Origin of the sequence: Dyadobacter sp. 676 (assembly GCF_040448675.1) — a bacterium.
GTDB lineage: Bacteria > Bacteroidota > Bacteroidia > Cytophagales > Spirosomataceae > Dyadobacter.
The window spans coordinates 1,977,044-1,993,317 of the sequence record NZ_CP159289.1; the positions used below are offsets into that span (position 1 = coordinate 1,977,044).

12 protein-coding genes are annotated in these 16,274 nt (G+C 51.4%); 1 reads left to right on the top strand and 11 read right to left on the bottom strand.

The window, feature by feature from the left end; translation table 11 throughout:
- Window positions 1-36 precede the first annotated feature (36 nt).
- The 5 genes from ABV298_RS08910 to ABV298_RS08930 form a co-directional block, all read right to left on the bottom strand.
- Window positions 37-3,372, bottom strand: coding sequence for a TonB-dependent receptor (locus tag ABV298_RS08910; RefSeq protein WP_353721790.1), 3,336 nt, complete (start codon window positions 3,370-3,372; stop codon window positions 37-39).
- Window positions 3,373-3,558: 186 nt separating this feature from the next.
- Window positions 3,559-4,683, bottom strand: a complete 1,125-nt coding sequence (locus ABV298_RS08915; RefSeq protein ID WP_353721791.1) for a FecR domain-containing protein — start codon at window positions 4,681-4,683, stop codon at window positions 3,559-3,561.
- A gap of 116 nt (window positions 4,684-4,799) precedes the next feature.
- Window positions 4,800-5,399, bottom strand: a complete 600-nt coding sequence (locus tag ABV298_RS08920) for a sigma-70 family RNA polymerase sigma factor (protein WP_353721792.1) — start codon at window positions 5,397-5,399, stop codon at window positions 4,800-4,802.
- A 104-nt stretch (window positions 5,400-5,503) separates the two neighbouring features.
- Window positions 5,504-6,514, bottom strand: coding sequence for a T9SS type A sorting domain-containing protein (locus tag ABV298_RS08925; protein WP_353721793.1), 1,011 nt, complete (start codon window positions 6,512-6,514; stop codon window positions 5,504-5,506).
- A 97-nt stretch (window positions 6,515-6,611) separates the two neighbouring features.
- Entirely contained in the window at window positions 6,612-8,156 is a 1,545-nt protein-coding gene (locus ABV298_RS08930) for an arylsulfatase (protein ID WP_353721794.1), read from the bottom strand.
- A 175-nt stretch (window positions 8,157-8,331) separates the two neighbouring features.
- On the opposite strand from ABV298_RS08930, the gene ABV298_RS08935 reads away from it, so the two are divergent.
- Complete coding sequence (locus ABV298_RS08935; RefSeq protein ID WP_353721795.1) at window positions 8,332-8,781, top strand: hypothetical protein; 450 nt, start codon at window positions 8,332-8,334, stop codon at window positions 8,779-8,781.
- A gap of 211 nt (window positions 8,782-8,992) precedes the next feature.
- On the opposite strand, the gene ABV298_RS08940 is transcribed toward ABV298_RS08935, so the two are convergent.
- The 6 genes from ABV298_RS08940 to ABV298_RS08965 all read right to left on the bottom strand — a co-directional run bounded on the left by ABV298_RS08940 (window position 8,993) and on the right by ABV298_RS08965 (window position 16,224).
- On the bottom strand, window positions 8,993-10,165 hold the full coding sequence (locus tag ABV298_RS08940; protein ID WP_353721796.1) for a cellulase family glycosylhydrolase: 1,173 nt from the start codon (window positions 10,163-10,165) through the stop codon (window positions 8,993-8,995).
- A gap of 22 nt (window positions 10,166-10,187) precedes the next feature.
- Window positions 10,188-11,213 carry a family 43 glycosylhydrolase gene (locus tag ABV298_RS08945; protein WP_353721797.1) on the bottom strand — a complete coding sequence of 342 codons (1,026 nt, stop codon included), beginning with the start codon at window positions 11,211-11,213 and terminating at the stop codon, window positions 10,188-10,190.
- Between the two features lie 21 nt (window positions 11,214-11,234).
- Window positions 11,235-13,310, bottom strand: a complete 2,076-nt coding sequence (locus ABV298_RS08950) for a hypothetical protein (protein ID WP_353721798.1) — start codon at window positions 13,308-13,310, stop codon at window positions 11,235-11,237.
- Entirely contained in the window at window positions 13,303-14,175 is an 873-nt protein-coding gene (locus ABV298_RS08955) for a sugar phosphate isomerase/epimerase family protein (protein ID WP_353721799.1), read from the bottom strand. The genes ABV298_RS08950 and ABV298_RS08955 overlap by 8 nt, the downstream gene beginning before the upstream one ends.
- Before the next feature lie 58 nt (window positions 14,176-14,233).
- On the bottom strand, window positions 14,234-15,352 hold the full coding sequence (locus tag ABV298_RS08960; protein ID WP_353721800.1) for a Gfo/Idh/MocA family oxidoreductase: 1,119 nt from the start codon (window positions 15,350-15,352) through the stop codon (window positions 14,234-14,236).
- 134 nt (window positions 15,353-15,486) lie between these two features.
- On the bottom strand, window positions 15,487-16,224 hold the full coding sequence (locus ABV298_RS08965; RefSeq protein ID WP_353721801.1) for a ThuA domain-containing protein: 738 nt from the start codon (window positions 16,222-16,224) through the stop codon (window positions 15,487-15,489).
- Window positions 16,225-16,274: the final 50 nt, after the last annotated feature.

A 16,274-nucleotide genomic window follows, 5' to 3' on the forward strand; every position in this document is an offset into this window, starting at 1 on the left:
ATCTTAAATTCTTTAACCGGTTATTTGAAACTGACCTTAAAACCCTATCCTGAGACCTACCGTGGTTGTTTTGGCTACGGGATATACGTAGTGATCCACACCCTGCACGATAGAATTCCCGCCTCCGTAAGAGTTTACCTCGGGATCGTACCACGAGTACTTCGTGAATGTGATCAGGTTTTGTCCGCTTACGTAAAGCTGGCCGTATTTCATCCATTTGATATGCAGTTTGGTAACCGGCAGATTGTAGCTCAGCTGAATGTTCTTAAACCTGAGATAAGAGCCGTCTTCCACGAACCGGTCCGACATTTGCGCCTGAGAGGATGTTTTAATGATCGGGTATTTGGCATCGGTATTCTGCGGCGTCCAGTGATCGAGGTACACTTCCCTCGGCATATTCAATGCCTGCCCGTAGTCGTAACCCTGCCCTTGCGCGCTCAGGTTGAAGATATCGTTACCCTGCGAGCCCTGGATAAACAATGTCAGTTCGAAATTTTTGAACGACATATTGGAATTCAAACCATAGGTAAACTTGGGATTGGGGTTGCCGATAATCCGCTTGTCGTCTGCATCGCGGCTGCCGTTGTTGTTATAATCTTCGTAGGCGATAAAGCCTTTTTCATCGTACCCTTTTTCCACATAACCATAGAAAGACCCCAGCGGATATCCTTCGCGGAGGATATTGACGTTGTCGTTCACCGCTGCCCCGATCGTCTGGCCTAGGATGTCATTTCCGCCGTACAGCTTCACAACCTTGTTTCGGTTAATGGACAGGTTCGTCGCCACGTTCCACTTGAACGTACCTTCCAGAACGGCCGCATTGATCCCGAGTTCGAAACCTTTATTTTGAATTTTTCCGACATTCTGCACGGTATAAGTGTAGCCAAGCGACGACGGCAAAGCGACGTTGTTCAGCAGGTCGCGGGTGTTCTTGATATAATAATCGGCCGTAAGGTTGACACGGTTATTCCAAAGGCCGAGGTCGATACCGAAATCGGTTTGAGCGGTAGTTTCCCATCTCAGCGAACCCGCGAGCCGGTTTGTAGGCGAATAGGACGTCATGAAGGCATCTCCGAACACCACCTGGCCGGAGGCCAATTGGTTCAGCGTAAAGTACGGCTGAATAGAGGTATTACCCGTTTCGCCGTACCCGGCCCTGATCTTCAAATCCGAAATGAATGGGATATTTTTAATAAACTCCTCTTCCGACATCCGCCAGGCCAGTGCGCCGGATGGGAAAAAGCCCCATTTTTGTCCTTCGCTGTACCGCGAGGAGCCGTCCGCCCGGAAGCTGGCCGTTGCGAGGATTTTATTGTTAAAAGTATAATTGACCCGTGCGAGATAGGAGAGCAATGCCCATTTCTGGTAGCCCGACGTCGGCACGCCCTGCGTTGCGGCCGCGCCGATATCATGCGTTTCCTGGTTGTCGCTGATAAAACCACTTCCGCTGGCTCTGAGTGAGTTGAGCACATAGTTCTGGTAGGTAAAACCGGCCACCGCCGAAACGTTGTGCTTACCGAATTCCTTAATATAACTGACCGTGTTTTCGCTCAGGATGCTTGCCGCACGCTGCGTTTCGATGATGGCGCTGCCTTTCGAATTCACGAATTTGGTCGTGGTGTAGGTGTCCGTCCGGTCGTCGGTGCTTTCGATACCTGCCAGTGTCTTGATCGTTAGCCCCTTAACCGGCTCAAATGTGATAGCACCATTGGTCAGTATCTTATTGGAGCGGATCACATCCGAGAATTGATACAAAAAGTTCAGCGGATTGGTGATCACGTTCGAACCCCAGGCGTAAGCCTCCGCCAGGCGTGAATAGCTGCCGTCCGGAAGCGTAGCGGGAATGGTCGGATAGCCGGATAACATCGCCGACATCAGCGTTCCTCCGCGGTTGCCTTTTTCGGAGTTCTTACGATCCGAATCGATGCGGCTGAGCAGGGAACTCAGGTCGAACTTGAATTTCTTGCCAATATCCGAACTCAGGTTGATGCGTAATGCATTTCTTACATAATCGCTGCCTACGACGATACCGTCCTGACTGAAATTGCTCGCCGCCACCGAAAATCTGGTCTTTTCGTTTCCGCCGCTGACTGTTAATGCATGATTTTGCACCGGGGCTTTTTGAAATACCAAATCCTGCCAGTCGGTCCCTTTTCCGAAGCCGGCTATCTGATCGGGAGTAAAATGCGGTGGCAATCCGTCGTTTGCAGCTTGCTCATTGTAGAAATTGGCATACTCGGTCGCATTCATGAGGTCGAGCTTCTTCCGGATGGTCTGAACTCCGTAATAACCGTCATAATCCACGCTTACACGCCCGGCTTTCCCTTTTTTGGTCGTAATCAGCACCACGCCGTTCGCGCCGCGCGAACCGTAGATCGCGGTTGCAGAAGCGTCTTTCAACACCTCGATCGACTCGATGTCCGCATTGTTCAGCAAAGTGGGATTACCGGAATAAGGAAAGCCATCGACCACATACAACGGCTCGTTGCTTCCCTGAATGGAATTAGTTCCCCGCACGCGCACGCTGATGGGGCTGCCGGGCGCACCGGTATTCTGCGAAACATACACCCCCGCCGCACGGCCGGCCAGCGATTGCATAAGGTTCGTAGCCGGATAGGCATTCAGTTCGGTCGACTTGATAGATGAAACCGAGCCGGTCAAATCGCTTTTCCTGATCTGGCCGTAACCGATCACCACAATTTCCTGCAACGATTTATCTTCCAGCATCATACTGATCGTCAGGGCAGTTTGGCTACCCAGCACAATTTCCTGCGACTTATAGCCGACAAAACTGAAAACCAGGACCGCGTTGGGAGCGTTGGCTTCGGGAATTTCCAATTCAAAATTGCCGTCGGGGTTAGTGGTAGTACCTGTTTGCGTTCCTTTTAAAACGATGCTCACGCCAGGCAGACCGGTATTGGACTCTCCATCCAGCACTTTACCGGAAACCGTTCGTTTCGGTGCATTCGCGGGTGCTCCCGGCGCGGCCGGCGCCCCCGGTGTGACGGTTTCTATTCTTCGAAGGATAATGATCTTGCCCGAAACTTCGTAATCCAGCCCCAGCGGGGTCAGAATATGATCCAACGCTTCATACAAGGGTTTGTCTTTCAGCGAAACCGTCACTTTCCGGGCCGACTTGATCAGTTTGGAACTGAAAACAAACCGCACATCGACCTGCTTTTCCACCTGGCTCAGGACTTTCTTCACTTCGCTACCATTCGCCGTCACCGAAACCTTCTGGCTGAGAAGGGATTGCGCGCTACCTTCCCGCGCGTAACCTGTCGCTATGAACACAAGGGCAAGCATGAATTGAGTTGCAGTCATTCGCATGGTCCACAGTAATACCCTACGGTACTTTAAAGGTTTTTTCATAGATTTGATTGTTTTGTAGAATAGGAAATTTGGCAAAACGATCCCTGCCTCCCCCTCCCGGGAGGATAATGGCGATGAACCTTTCAGGGATATTCTCCGAGCCGGTGATGCGGGAACATCGCCGGCTCTTCTTTTCTGGATTAGCTTTCTGTTTTTTTCTTCTGGTTTAAAGGGTTACGTGATTGATTAATTCCTGCATCCTTTGCTATGGATGATCACCTGGCCGTCGACGATCTCGTAACTGGATTCGACCGCCTTGCAAATAATGTCCAGCTTTTCGTGAAGCGTCTGGTTATCGAGATGCGCGGTAAGCGGGCAGTCTTTCAGCAATGCCTCGTCGTAAAGTATATCGATCCCGTACGCTCTGGCGATGGTATCGAAAACCTCGCTCGCGGGCGTGTCTTCGAACTCAAATTGCGGGGTTTCGGCTTTCGAGACCACTATTTCGGGCCTTTCCACCAGCGTTTTCACCATTTTGACTTTATTGCGGGCATAGATAATCTTCTGGTTGGGAGTCAGCACGACGCCCTGGAACTGCCTGTCTTCCACTTTTTCCTTCAAATGCGGGTCGGATTGCGCGAACACCGACACTTTCCCGGTTTTGACCTCGACAGTCACTTCACGGGAGTCGCCATAAGCCTTTATTCGAAAACTGGTACCTAATACCTTGGTGACCAACCCATTGGCATACACCAGAAACGGATGTTCGGGATCTTTTGCGACATCGAAAAACGCCTCTCCTTCAAGAAGCACCTCCCGGCGCTGACCATCGAACCGTTCGGGGTAACGGACGCGTCCTTTCGGCGCGAGGCTGATGCGGCTGCCGTCGCTCAATGCGAGCTGCAAGGTTTCACTGGTTGTATTAACCTTCTCAATAAATGATTCATGATGCTCGATGACGGTATCCCCTTGCGCGGACTGCGGTTTTTCGTCCCCTTTGATCATCACCGCATACACCGCCCAGCCCAGCAGCACGATGAATGCCACGGAAGCCGCGAACTGCATCCAGGGAATAGAAAATACCGGTATCCGGCGGCCCGGCTGCCGGATATTCTCCTCACCTGCTTCCGTAATGCGGCCCACTGTCTTTTTCACAACCTGGTTGATCTCCGCGTCGTCGATCTCGGGCTCGTGCAGGCGCAGGGAAAGCACAATGGCCTTCGCCTGTTCCACTTTTTCGAGCATTTCGGGGTTGGCGTCGATCCAGTCGTCCCAAAGCGCGTGGGTTTCAGGGGTAGGCGACAATGCCCATTGACGAAAGAAATCGTCCCAGACAAAGTCTTCAACAGAAAAGTCGTTGTAGCGATCCATACCGGTTTGTTGTGTCTAAACGGGTATAGACAAAACCGGGAACCGCATACCAATAAATTTTAAATTATTTCTTCAAAAAAGAATAAAACCGGAAAGACAAGCTGACGGTCTGGCAGTTAGAACAGAAAATGCAATAGAAAAAATATAAGGAATTCGGCTTTCCAATGCGTTCTCAGGTGCCGGATCGCGATCTGGAGTAAATTGGAAACCGTCTGCGGCGACACCGCCATTACCTCGGCGATCTGCTCCCGGCTGAGTTCCTGAAAAAATTTGAGATATACGACTTCCTTCTGCCGCCGTGGTAGCGCATTCAGCAGGTTTTGTAACTGCCGCGTCCTTGCCACGGTAGCTTCGTTCGCAATGTATTCCTCTTCTACCGAAAATTCGATATCGAAATAGTCGTCCTCCTCCTGGAAAACCTCCCCGCCCACCCAGGCGCGCGAGGATACCTGCCGGTGCATGAGCCTCCGGAGCGAAGCCATGAGATAAGGCTTTACGGCCGCGTCGGGATTAAGGTTGCCCCTTTTTTCCCATAGCACCAGAAAAAGGTCCTGAATACTATCCTTCACCAGTTCGCGATCTTTGGAAAACTTGCTTCCGTACCGGAACAGGAGCCGGAAGTTCCCGGCCATGAGCTTCTCGAATGCCCGTACCTCTCCCGCCAGGAAATCCTGCCATAGCACACGATCTTCCGTAAAAGAGGACACTGGTTTCATAACCGGCTGAAAAGGACGACTAAATAAGGCAAAGTTAACCGCAAACTCAATTTATTTTACAAGATTCGTTTAATTCAATCCGGCAATCGTCCTATATTACATGCCTACTCGATCATTATCCTGAATGACTGCTTTTTCCCGTCGGGACTTTGCAATTGCAGAATGTGGATGCCGGACGCGAGCGGGCTTAGCGGGTTTATCACCAGGCGGCCAGCCGTTTCGGGCGTTCTGACGGGAAGCTCACGTCCGCGGCCATCGAAAAGACGAACTGACGAGGCATTCACCCCCTTGCCCGAAACAGCAATACTGTGGCGGCTTGCCGGATTGGGCGCTATAATCGCATTCGCCGTGGCGGGTTGCGGTTTCCCGTCGTCGATGCTGATCTCATCGATCCGGATCTTGCCCACGCCGTTCCTGAAACGCATTTCGAAATTGGAGAGCTTTGTTTTGGAATAGGCCGATGTGCCGGGATAGGCCTTGCTGCCTTTGCTCACGGGCTCGTCGTCCACCCAAAGGTCGTAGGTACCCGGAAGGGCGGCCGATTCGTCGCCTGCCGGCCCGATACGATATGGCAACGGCTTATCCGAGTTGTTTAAAACCCATGTGAGGGTGACCTGCTTCCGCTGCGGACGGGCCCTGCTGGTCTGCTGCGTTTCCAGGTCTTTCATATTGAAGCCGTCTTCCAGAAAATTCAGCGAACATTTCGCAAACATTAATCCGTTGCCGGGAAAGGAATTGTTGACGGGGTTGAAATCCTCCCCCACATAAAAATACATCGCATTCAACGCCGGGGCTTGTATACCTTCCACGCCGAGGGTAATTCTTACGACGAGCGTTTCGGGGCCAGGCGTGAAAGGCGTCGCACGTAACGCGCGTATAATGCCTCCCGTTGCCGAATCCTGCCTGCTGCGGGTGAGCTCCATATAGCCCCTGTGAAATTTGTAATACGAAAGCGCCGGGGCGGTAAGGATCATGTGGCTGAACTGGCCTGTATCGGGTTGCGGGTTGATCAGGCCGGTTGTTTGGCTGAAATCCTGATGATAATAGACGTTCTGTGCGGAACCGGGCCGGGCCGGAAGCATCAGGGCTAATGCCAGGAGATATTTGCTTTGCATAAACTGGTTAGATGTTTATGCATTTAGACGTTGAAGGTTTGGATTGGTAACAGGTTGTAGAAGTAAAAATTTTTAGTGCCGCTCGCGGCACTAAAAATCAATGGCTCCGACCGGCTGTACGAACCTTTTCAAGCTCCGCGGCCATCGCTTTCGCCTTGGCCGGATATTTCTCCGCCAGATTGTTTTTCTCCCCGATGTCCTTACTCAGATCATACAATTGCGGTTTCGGATTGGCTCCCGTTTCGATATTCGTGAGCTCGGCAACCGCTTTACCCTCTCGCGGCTCGATGTATTTCCAATTTCCCTGCGTAATCGACAATGCTCCGCCCTGCTTGATCAGCCAGCTTCGTCCTGTAAGGCTCTTTCCAAGTATGGCTTCCATCACATTGAAACTGTCCACGGCTTCTTCGCTGCCGGTCTTCTGATTGAGAAAATGTGCAAATGAAGCCATCATGTCTATCTGGCAAATCAGGGCGTCGGAGACAATGCCCGGCTTGATCCCCCGCGGCCAGCGTGCCAGCCAGGGTACCCGTGTGCCGCCTTCGAATGCGCTGTACTTTCCCCCACGTAGCGGCCCGGCCGCACTATGCCCTTTTGCCAGCTCCACGGCACGGTCTGCGTAGCCGTCGTCCAGCACCGGGCCGTTGTCACTCGAAAAAATAACCAGCGTGTTGTCCGCGATCTTAAGCTCGTCCAGTTTTTTTAAAATTTCCCCCACTGTCCAGTCCATTTGCAGGATCACATCCCCCCGGAGGCCCATTTTGCTTTTCCCTTTAAACTGCATACTCGGCATTCGCGGCACGTGAATGTCATTCAACGAGAAATACAGGAAGAACGGGTTTTTGTGATTATCCTCTATAAACTGTTCGGCCTTGCTCAGAAACACGTGCGCAATTTCCTCGTCCGTCCAGCGCGCCTGCTTGCCTCCGGTCATCCAGCCGATGCGGCCGATGCCGTTGACGATTGTATTATTATGTCCATGATTCGGCGAAGCGGGTAGTTTGAGCAAATCGGGGTTTTCGAGACCGGTCGGTTCCTTGCCTATCTTTCCGGAGTAGTCCACTTCGATGGGATCCGCCGGGTCGAGTCCCTGGACTTCGTGGTTTTCGATAAAAACGGTTGGTACCCGGTCGGAAGTCGCCGGAAAAAAGAATGCATAATCGAAACCGACTTCGTTCGGCCCTTTGCTGATGGGTTTATTCCAATTGATCTGCTTGTTGGTATCGCCCAAGCCAAGGTGCCACTTGCCTACCGATCCGGTTTTGTAGCCGGCATTCTGAAAAATCGCGGGTAAGGTCAGCTGGTTCGTCGGGATGATCAGCGAAGCGTCGCCGGGAAGCACGCCGGTCCCCTTTTGCCGCCAGGGGTATTTCCCTGTCATAAGCGCGAACCTCGATGGCGTACAGGTAGCAGAGCTTGCATGGGCGTTGGTGAAGCGGATACCTTCTTTTCCCAGCCTGTCGATATTCGGCGTGCTGATTTTCGTAGCACCGTACGAGCTCAGATCGCCGTACCCGACATCATCGGCGTAGATAAAGATAACATTCGGCTTGGGTTGCTTTTTCTGCGCCCTTGCCATGAGCGGCAAAAGCATAGCCGCCGCCAGCATCCATGGCGACATCAGAGCGTACTTTAATTTCATAAGGCTGGGGTTAAGAATTTCGGCTGTGAAGATATTCATTCAGCCGGATTTTCGCCGGTTGAAGAGCGAAACTTTACCAGAGAACGCAGTCCCGGAAATAAAGTAACCGCCTGATAATCGGATTTGGAGACGCCGGATCGAAATGCGTAATGTTGTGGTATTACACCACTATGAGATGGATCAACCTGTTTATAATGTCAAAGTTCTTGAAGAAGGTTGCCGGTTTGACTTTCTAAGTATTGGATATACGATAACTCATAAAGCAATACTTTACAAAGAGACCGAGGTTCCTTTTTTGTATCTATTGACATTGGTGGAGGTCCAATCAGATGGGAAACTCTCGACGACCATTAACAACAGCAATGCAGACGTGAAGCCTACCATGGCGACTGTATTTAAGACAATTGAAACTTTTACGACTGTTAATCCGAGAGCAATCGTCGGATTTGCGGGAAATACAGACGCAAAAACCCGATTGTACAGAATTGCGATCTCGAGAGATCTCGATAAGTTTTTGGAAAAATACCTTATTTGGGGCGTCAGAAGCGATAACGGCAAGCACGAACCGTTTGAACCCAATCAGCCCTATCAATTTTTCTTCGTTACCAATCGATTTTTAATTTAACCAACATCGAAATGAAAGCACAAGCAAAGAAAACACAGGACTTCAAACCACAGCCACTCAAAGGCATATATGCCAATTCGGAAGAACTCGGCAGAGATGTAAATAGGTTCTTCCTGGAAACTCTATTGGAATCCGCCTATAATCGATCAAAAAATAAACAGTAACAAAACAGCCCGGAGCTATTTCCGGGCTGTTTCTTTCTACATTAATATCAGCTATTCTTTTCGCTGGTCAACTTCTTGATCAAATCAACTTCCGCCTGTCTGTAAGGCGTTCCATCCTTTCTGAAAATATCGTGAAACCACAGATCGGGTTCTTTGGTGTAGGTTTTCTTCCAGCTGTCCCAGGGATAAATGGTTTGGGATTTACCGTCTACGAGTCCCCAGTTAATTGCCCCGACATTATATTTCTTCGCAACCGGCAGCGATCCCTCGAAGAAGCTGCCGTTACCGCGCGACATATACTCCGTACAAATCAGCGGGCGATCGTATTGCTGCAACCATTTGATGCGTTTCTCAAACTCCTGCGCATTTTCGTAGTTATGGAATGTGATCACATCGGATTGTTCGATTTGCGCTTTTTCGATCGGTTTCAAAGTTTGAGGCGTCGACCAGTCGCCTGCCCATACGCCGGCCGTCAAAGGCTGCGAGGGGTTCACCGAACGTGCCCATTCGAACGATTTTACCATTAGCGGAAGCACATAGTCGACCTTATTGGGGAGTTCTACCTTGCCATAGGGGCTGTTGTTGGTATTATCAGGCTCGTTCCAGATGTCCCACATCAGCACGCGGTCGTCATCGGCAAATGCGGCAACTGTGCCTTTCACATATCTTTCCAGACGCGGATATTGCGTACTGTCCTTCAACGCATTGAAGCCGGGACTCTGTACCCAGCCGGAGTTATGCACGCCCGGTTTCGGATCACGCTGCTTGCCAAGCTTCGGGAAAGGGTCCCAGCACGAATCGAACAGTACCAATACCGGCTTGATGTTATGTTTTTTGGTAATATCGAGGAAGGTGTCCAGTCTTTTGATGAAACCTGCCGAATCTTGTTGAAAAAGCAGGTCATGCAAATATACGCGCATCGTGTTCATGCCGATATTTTGGGCCCAGCCCAGCTCTTTATCGATCGTAGCGGTATCAAATGACTCCGCCTGGAACATTTCGAGCTGGTTGATGGCCGTACTGGGCAGAAAATCGGCCCCTACCAACCAGCCTTGTTTGGCATACCACTCCCTGGCTTGCTCTTTGGTCCATATTTCACGGCCGGCGGCGGTTTGCTCCTGTGCCGGGGCTTCTTCTTTTTTCTCGTCGGCTTTCTTGGCGCAGTTCTGAAACATAAAGCAGGCCGCAACAGCCCAGATCGTCGTTTTTAACAATTTCATCAGGTGTTTAGAATTGGTTTTGTTATTTAAAAAGAGGTGCGGGCCGGTTTTCTATACTTGGCTCCGCGTTTGAAATTTCAGGCCAGCCGTTTTTCCAGATCAATTTGTCCAGCATCAATACACGACGATTCGCGCCGCTGGATACCCTTGGTTCCGCCTTGCTGATCGCGTGATACAAGAGCCAATCGTCACCTGCATCGTCGGTTACCCAACGTGCATTATGTCCCGGCCCCGCGTACACATCGTTTCCGTGAAGCAATATCGTTCCTGCACCGCGTTCCTTCAAATCTTTTCCATCCTGATCCACAAACGGGCCAAAAATACTTTTGGAACGTCCTACGCGTACATGGTACTTACTTTTTTCATACTCGCAGCAACTTTCCTTTGAACCCAGAAAATAATAGTAATCTCCCTTTTTCTGGATCATTACCGCCTCGAAATCCCCTGCGGCCACTTTGAATTTCTTGGAGACGTCCGGTACCGACCTGCCATCGGCCGACAGTTCCGCACCGTAGGTTCCCTGCGTGGGCTTATCACTAAAACTGCCCCAGAAAACGTATTTTTTACCATCCGCTTCGAGATAAAAAGGATCGATGGAATTGGGCACTTCCGCATCCTGGCTGTTAAACAACTTGCCATGGTCCACGAACGGCCCCGAAGGCGTATCCGCAATCGCCAGTCCGATGCCCGGGTTTACGTCGCCCCAGGTCGAGTAGGCATAGTACATGTGGTATTTCCCGTTTACTTTCACCACATCCGGCGCCCAAATGCCGCCCTTTTCTTTCCAGGCAGGTCTGGTTGTAAATGCTTCTTTCACATAATCCCAATGCACAAGGTCCTTTGAACGGACAATGGGAATAAGCCGCGAGCCCTTGCCATCGCCCCAATCGTCCTGCGTCCCATAGGCGTAAAACAGGCCATCGTCGCCTTTCACGACCGTCGGGTCAGCCAGAATCGGTTCGAAAACAGGGTTTTTATATTCTTTATCACCCGGGCCGGTCCCCGTGAGCATAAGTGGTAACAGTATCGATAAAAGCGGTCTGATCATTTCAGATTTGGTTTAATGTGGTCATTCGAGCCAGATGACCTGGGTAAACGCCCCATTTGCGGCAACGTCCCAGAGCTCCACCCGCAGCCATTTCCGGCCTTTCATATTTTGGGCAAATTTAAAATTCTTCCGGCCGAATGCCTGTGTGTCGTTAAGATTAATAATATCGCGGTAAACTTCTTTGCCGTCGCCGGAGACAATCTCCGCGTGATTAAGCGGGAAAGTCCATCCGGCATCCAGACTGATTTCCACGTTGCCTTTCGCGTCGGGCCTGGCCGTTTCCCCTGCGGTCGCATTGTTGACTTTAAATGCGGGAATCAGCACCTCGCCCGTTGTGACAAAGAACTTACCTTTCCGCATCGCGTCCAGTACTGGCTGCCATCCGTCTTCGAAACGGGGCAATTGGTCGAGCTGCAAATAGTTGACATTCAAGTGCCCGTACAGTTCATAATCCGGCTCGACGCGGAAGAGATCGGCTTCTGCCAGGACATTCTTTTTGTAGCCCCAGTTGGCCATGTCATCCATCAGATCGAGCACTCGCTTACCCAGTTTTGGTTGCGACAAATCGGCCGGCATGGCCTTCCAGGCAGCGCCAAGGAAACGGTCGGATTTGTAAAATGCGTCATCCTTGTGCTTGTCAGGGAAACCGGTGGAGCCTTTCGTGCGCGCGTGGGCGGTCCACGCGAGGCCGTTTTCCATTTCGAGCAATTTCAGCATTTCCTCCTTGTTACCAACACGGTAAAGCCGGCCATATTCGGGGTGATCTTCTACAAATGGCTGGTCTTTTTCGCGGGACATAAGCCAATAAACCGGTTTTGGAAAAATATTCATCCAATGCCCGCCAAAGAAATTGTTGGGTTCCTCTCCGGGTAACAACAGAAAATTCCCCCCGGACAGCCGTGCACATTCCGCGAACATCGTTTTCAGCTCTGGCCAGCGCTTCGCTTCCGGGCCTCGCGGGCTGCCCGGACCATGAAATTCGGCCAAATGCACGATGTTCACGCCCGTATTCCGGAATGCCTTCACGAAGCCGGGCATATCCGGCAACGGTTTGCGCGTCAGCACGTCGTCCACGTGTTCCTGATGAAAATGGCTCGACATCGTATAATAGCCCGGCAGCGGCTGGTATTTATCGGAATGTGTGAACGCCTTCACGTTTTCGAGCACTTTGCCGTCTTTCTCGCGGCTCAGCAAACAGAAGAAATGATACCGCTGCAGTGTCCCCGGCGGTGCATTGAACCACGGTACCCAGCGGCGATCACCGAGCAGGTCGTGCCGGATGCCGATACCGAAGCCCGGCAGCAAATTGCGGTAATTCGTGCCATACCAGATATGCTCGAGATTATAGCAATTATCCAGCGGGTAGAAATACTGGTGTGGCGCCGGAAAAACGGCGAGATTTCCTTCTTTCCCCTGCCCAATGATCGTCCGGTACTTGACGGCCGTCATTTCTACCGTGTCCGTTTTGTTTACCGCTACATCCCGCACGAAATCCCCGGTATCGGCCCAGAAAAGTCTTTCCCAGGGTACATCGCGGGAGGTCAGTCCGGCGTCGTAAACAACCGCCAGCGAGTCGACGTTGGTGTTCAGCACGGCGGCCACGTTCATGAGCGGGCTTCCGTGATATAGTGTAAGTTGAACAGCTCCTGAAAATGGCCCGGCTTTGGCGCCATTGACAGTAATTTCGGTGCGGGAGCCATTGCTGATCACCTTTACGTCGGTTTTGTCGAGCCCGACCGCATAGCTCCGGTATTTCAGGTAAGCGGTCTTGTCAAAGAAAATATTCCAGCCGTTCTGTGAAACGAGGTCGCGTTTGCCTACGGTCAGAATTATGGCCGGATCGAGGTTACGGGCGATCGTGTATTCCTTTTCGGCGGTACCAATTCCCAGGTTACCTATCAGCGCATTTGTTTTGTTTAAATCAATAGAAATTCTGCCTGTCTCCGCGTTCCCTGCGGGCCATTCGATATTCAGCAACGCGCCTTTTACGGCTGCCTTGACGCCGTGTTTCTGATCGAAGCCTTTCAAATCGACCGGTATCTGTGCTTCCAGCGTTACCGCTGACAACAACAGGAAAACAAGCAGGATATTACGCATTGATGACAGATGGCGTTGGTACTAACATTTTTTTATAGAAAGCGAGGCCCTCTTCCGCCAGCTCATCGGCACTGCCGGCAAGCGGTCGCCAGATGCAGGCGGCCCGTGCCAGTTCTTTCGAAGGCTGGCCGAAGGTTTCGATCACCACCGCACCTTCGTAACCTATATCACAAAGTGCTTCCCGAATACCCGGCCACTCCAGATGGCCGGTACCCGGCGTGCCGCGGTCGCTTTCGTTACCTTGTACATGACAAAGCAAATCTTTTCCGATTTTCCTGATCGAAGCGGGAATATCTTTTTCCTCGATATTGGAATGGAAAGTATCGAGCACGATTTTCAGGTGCGGGCTGCCTACTTCGGCAAGAATGGACAATGCCTGGTCTACGGTATTGACCATATCCGTTTCAAAGCGGTTCAAAGGCTCGAGACCGAGCGCTATCCCGCAATCGCCCGCGATTTGGCTTACTTCTTTTAAAATGTCCACACACCAGCCGCGCTCCTGTTTCTTTTGCTCTTCGGAAACAATGCGGGTCTTGCCCACCGCCGAGTACAAAGGCCCGCCGAAAACAGGGCTGCCCATTTGTTCGGCAATGCGGATGCAGTCGATAATGTATTGTTTGCCGATTTCGCGGAATGCAGGCTCGGTGCTGGAAATATCCCGCTCGGGACCGAATGCGCCACTGATTGTGATTTTCAGGTCGAGATCGCGGGCAATGGCCCTGATAAGTTCCCAATCGATGATGCGGGTATCTTCCACGGCTATTTCGATGATATCGTAGCCGATATTTTTGACCTTGGAAAGCAGATCGGCATTTTTTGTGGAGAATGGGGATACCCAGAGAAATGTACTGGCTCCGAATAGCATAAGGGCTGGTTTTAGCAACGGGCCAGGTTTTTGAAGCCTGGCCCGTATTCAGGATTATTTATTCTTCAAAACTCGGGATACTGATCCGGACGCCGCCCTTCATCGCCGACTCGTGCGCGCAAATGCCCGCGCAGGTGTAGTTGGCCGCAAGCGCCGCATCCACCGCCGAATCGCGGCCTTCCACGATCGCCGCTACGAACTCCTGTACCAGGTGCGGGTGCGAACCGCCGTGGCCGGCTCCCTGCAAAAAGGAAACATGGTTTGGGTCGTCGATCTTTTCGCGTTTGGTAAAATGCTTGATAGGCCCGATCAACAGCTCGTCGGTATCCGGCACATCGACACGGGCCGCATTTTCGCCGCCATCGAAGATCACATGCCGCTCATCCTGCAATTGCTCCCATTCGAACGACATTTTGGTGCCGTACACATCGTAACTCTCGCGGTACTGGCGCACCACATCGAACAACGAGCGGGTGGCTTCGGCCACTACGTCGGTGCCTTTTAAGGTAAATGTGGCTGTTTCAACTGCGAATGGTGAGCCGTAGCGGCTTGCGAGATCATCGCTCAAACGCCCCGAACCGTGGCATACGACGGTTTCGGCAATGGTGTCGTTGATTTTTAAAAGCGGGGAAATGGCATGCGTACCGTTCAGCATCGGCGGATAGCCTTTCCAGTACTCGCCCCAGCCTTCCATGCTCATATCCTGAATGTGCGAACCGCGCACGAACTGAATACGCCCCAACTGGCCGGTTCGTGCCAGATTGAGACCATAGAGAAATTCGCGGGTGTAGAGCGCGGTTTCCATCATCATATACACCTTGCCCGAGCGGCGTTTGGCCGCTACAATGGCTTTGCAGTCCTCGACGGTCATCGCCATTGGAATGGTACAGGCGGTGTGCTTATTGGCGTTGAGGGATGCCAGGGTCATGCGTGCATGGTCGGGCACGGGCGTTACCACATGGATAGCATCCACATCGTCGCGCTTGGGAACGTCTTCAAAGTGCTCGAAAACGAGGTTAGGGTCCAGATTGAATTTAGCAGTCAGCTCGTCGCGGGTTTGCTTACTGCGCGTACAGATCCCTACGGCTTTGATGTTCGGATGGCTTTGATAAATAGGAATAAATTCTTTCCCGAAACCCATACCCACGATAACTACTGTAATTTGCTTGTCGCTCATTTCTATGTTGTTTAAAGTCGCCCCCGGGTTGAACCCGGGGCCAATGGATTGATTTGCTTTGCTTTTTAAGTGTATGACTCTTTTTATTTGAGATCTTTTTCGGATTTTATCTGCATTATTTTCAAGAGAGCCTCTTATTTATTTCCAGCCGCCCATTCAACGGCATTTCTTAAAATTGTCTGATAAGGCCCGATCGTGTGCGATTTGGCATCATGGCCCAGTGCTATTCCCACTATTTTCGCCTTGGGATGCTTCACAATGAAAACACTGGGGAAAACTTTGTCCGAGGATTCGGCTTTGGCGGTTGCCAGTACTTCGATGGGCGTTCCGGCAGGGTCCGGTTTGAAGTAATATAGCTCGTCGTCCAACTGGAAACTCGAAGGGACACCTCCGGTTACCGGATGTTTTCGGGTAATCGTTACTTCAAACGGCCCGTATTTGTCATGCCCTTTCGACCCGCCTCCTACCAGTTTCAGGTTATATTCCGGCCAGTCGGCCCAGTTGTACCAAAGCGCGGGGTGGGCCAGCACCAGGCCTTTTCCCGCATCTGCAAAAGCGAAAATCGCTTCGCGGGTCGCTTTGTCGGCTATGGGCTGGTTGTTCGAAAGGTACAACACGTCGATATCGTTCAGCTTTGGCAAAATAGTCGTCGGGTTGTCGGTATACTCCACCGAAGCAAGGCCGCCTTTTTGCAGCGTCTGCACATCTTCCTGCTTATACCACCGGTCGAAATCGTGCGACGCGCCGCCACCTACCAGCAGCACGCGTATTGCCTTCTTCTCCCCCGGGTTCGATTCCGCCATTATGCTATTGCCCGTTATGATTAACACGGCCAGGAATGCGGCAATGATTTTCAATATTGAACGCTTCATTTTTGAGTTTAGAGTTTATTAGTTTAGAGTTTATTAGTTTAGAGTTTATT

What these genes read in the sequence shown, in the direction of transcription:
- ABV298_RS08910 (WP_353721790.1), bottom strand. Translation starts at nt 3,372, where the DNA reads ATGAAAAAACCTTTAAAGTACCGTAGGGTATTACTGTGGACCATGCGA.
- ABV298_RS08915 (WP_353721791.1), bottom strand. Translation starts at nt 4,683, where the DNA reads ATGGATCGCTACAACGACTTTTCTGTTGAAGACTTTGTCTGGGACGAT.
- ABV298_RS08920 (WP_353721792.1), bottom strand. Translation starts at nt 5,399, where the DNA reads ATGAAACCAGTGTCCTCTTTTACGGAAGATCGTGTGCTATGGCAGGAT.
- ABV298_RS08925 (WP_353721793.1), bottom strand. Translation starts at nt 6,514, where the DNA reads ATGCAAAGCAAATATCTCCTGGCATTAGCCCTGATGCTTCCGGCCCGG.
- ABV298_RS08930 (WP_353721794.1), bottom strand. Translation starts at nt 8,156, where the DNA reads ATGAAATTAAAGTACGCTCTGATGTCGCCATGGATGCTGGCGGCGGCT.
- ABV298_RS08935 (WP_353721795.1), top strand. Translation starts at nt 8,332, where the DNA reads ATGGATCAACCTGTTTATAATGTCAAAGTTCTTGAAGAAGGTTGCCGG.
- ABV298_RS08940 (WP_353721796.1), bottom strand. Translation starts at nt 10,165, where the DNA reads ATGAAATTGTTAAAAACGACGATCTGGGCTGTTGCGGCCTGCTTTATG.
- ABV298_RS08945 (WP_353721797.1), bottom strand. Translation starts at nt 11,213, where the DNA reads ATGATCAGACCGCTTTTATCGATACTGTTACCACTTATGCTCACGGGG.
- ABV298_RS08950 (WP_353721798.1), bottom strand. Translation starts at nt 13,310, where the DNA reads ATGCGTAATATCCTGCTTGTTTTCCTGTTGTTGTCAGCGGTAACGCTG.
- ABV298_RS08955 (WP_353721799.1), bottom strand. Translation starts at nt 14,175, where the DNA reads ATGCTATTCGGAGCCAGTACATTTCTCTGGGTATCCCCATTCTCCACA.
- ABV298_RS08960 (WP_353721800.1), bottom strand. Translation starts at nt 15,352, where the DNA reads ATGAGCGACAAGCAAATTACAGTAGTTATCGTGGGTATGGGTTTCGGG.
- ABV298_RS08965 (WP_353721801.1), bottom strand. Translation starts at nt 16,224, where the DNA reads ATGAAGCGTTCAATATTGAAAATCATTGCCGCATTCCTGGCCGTGTTA.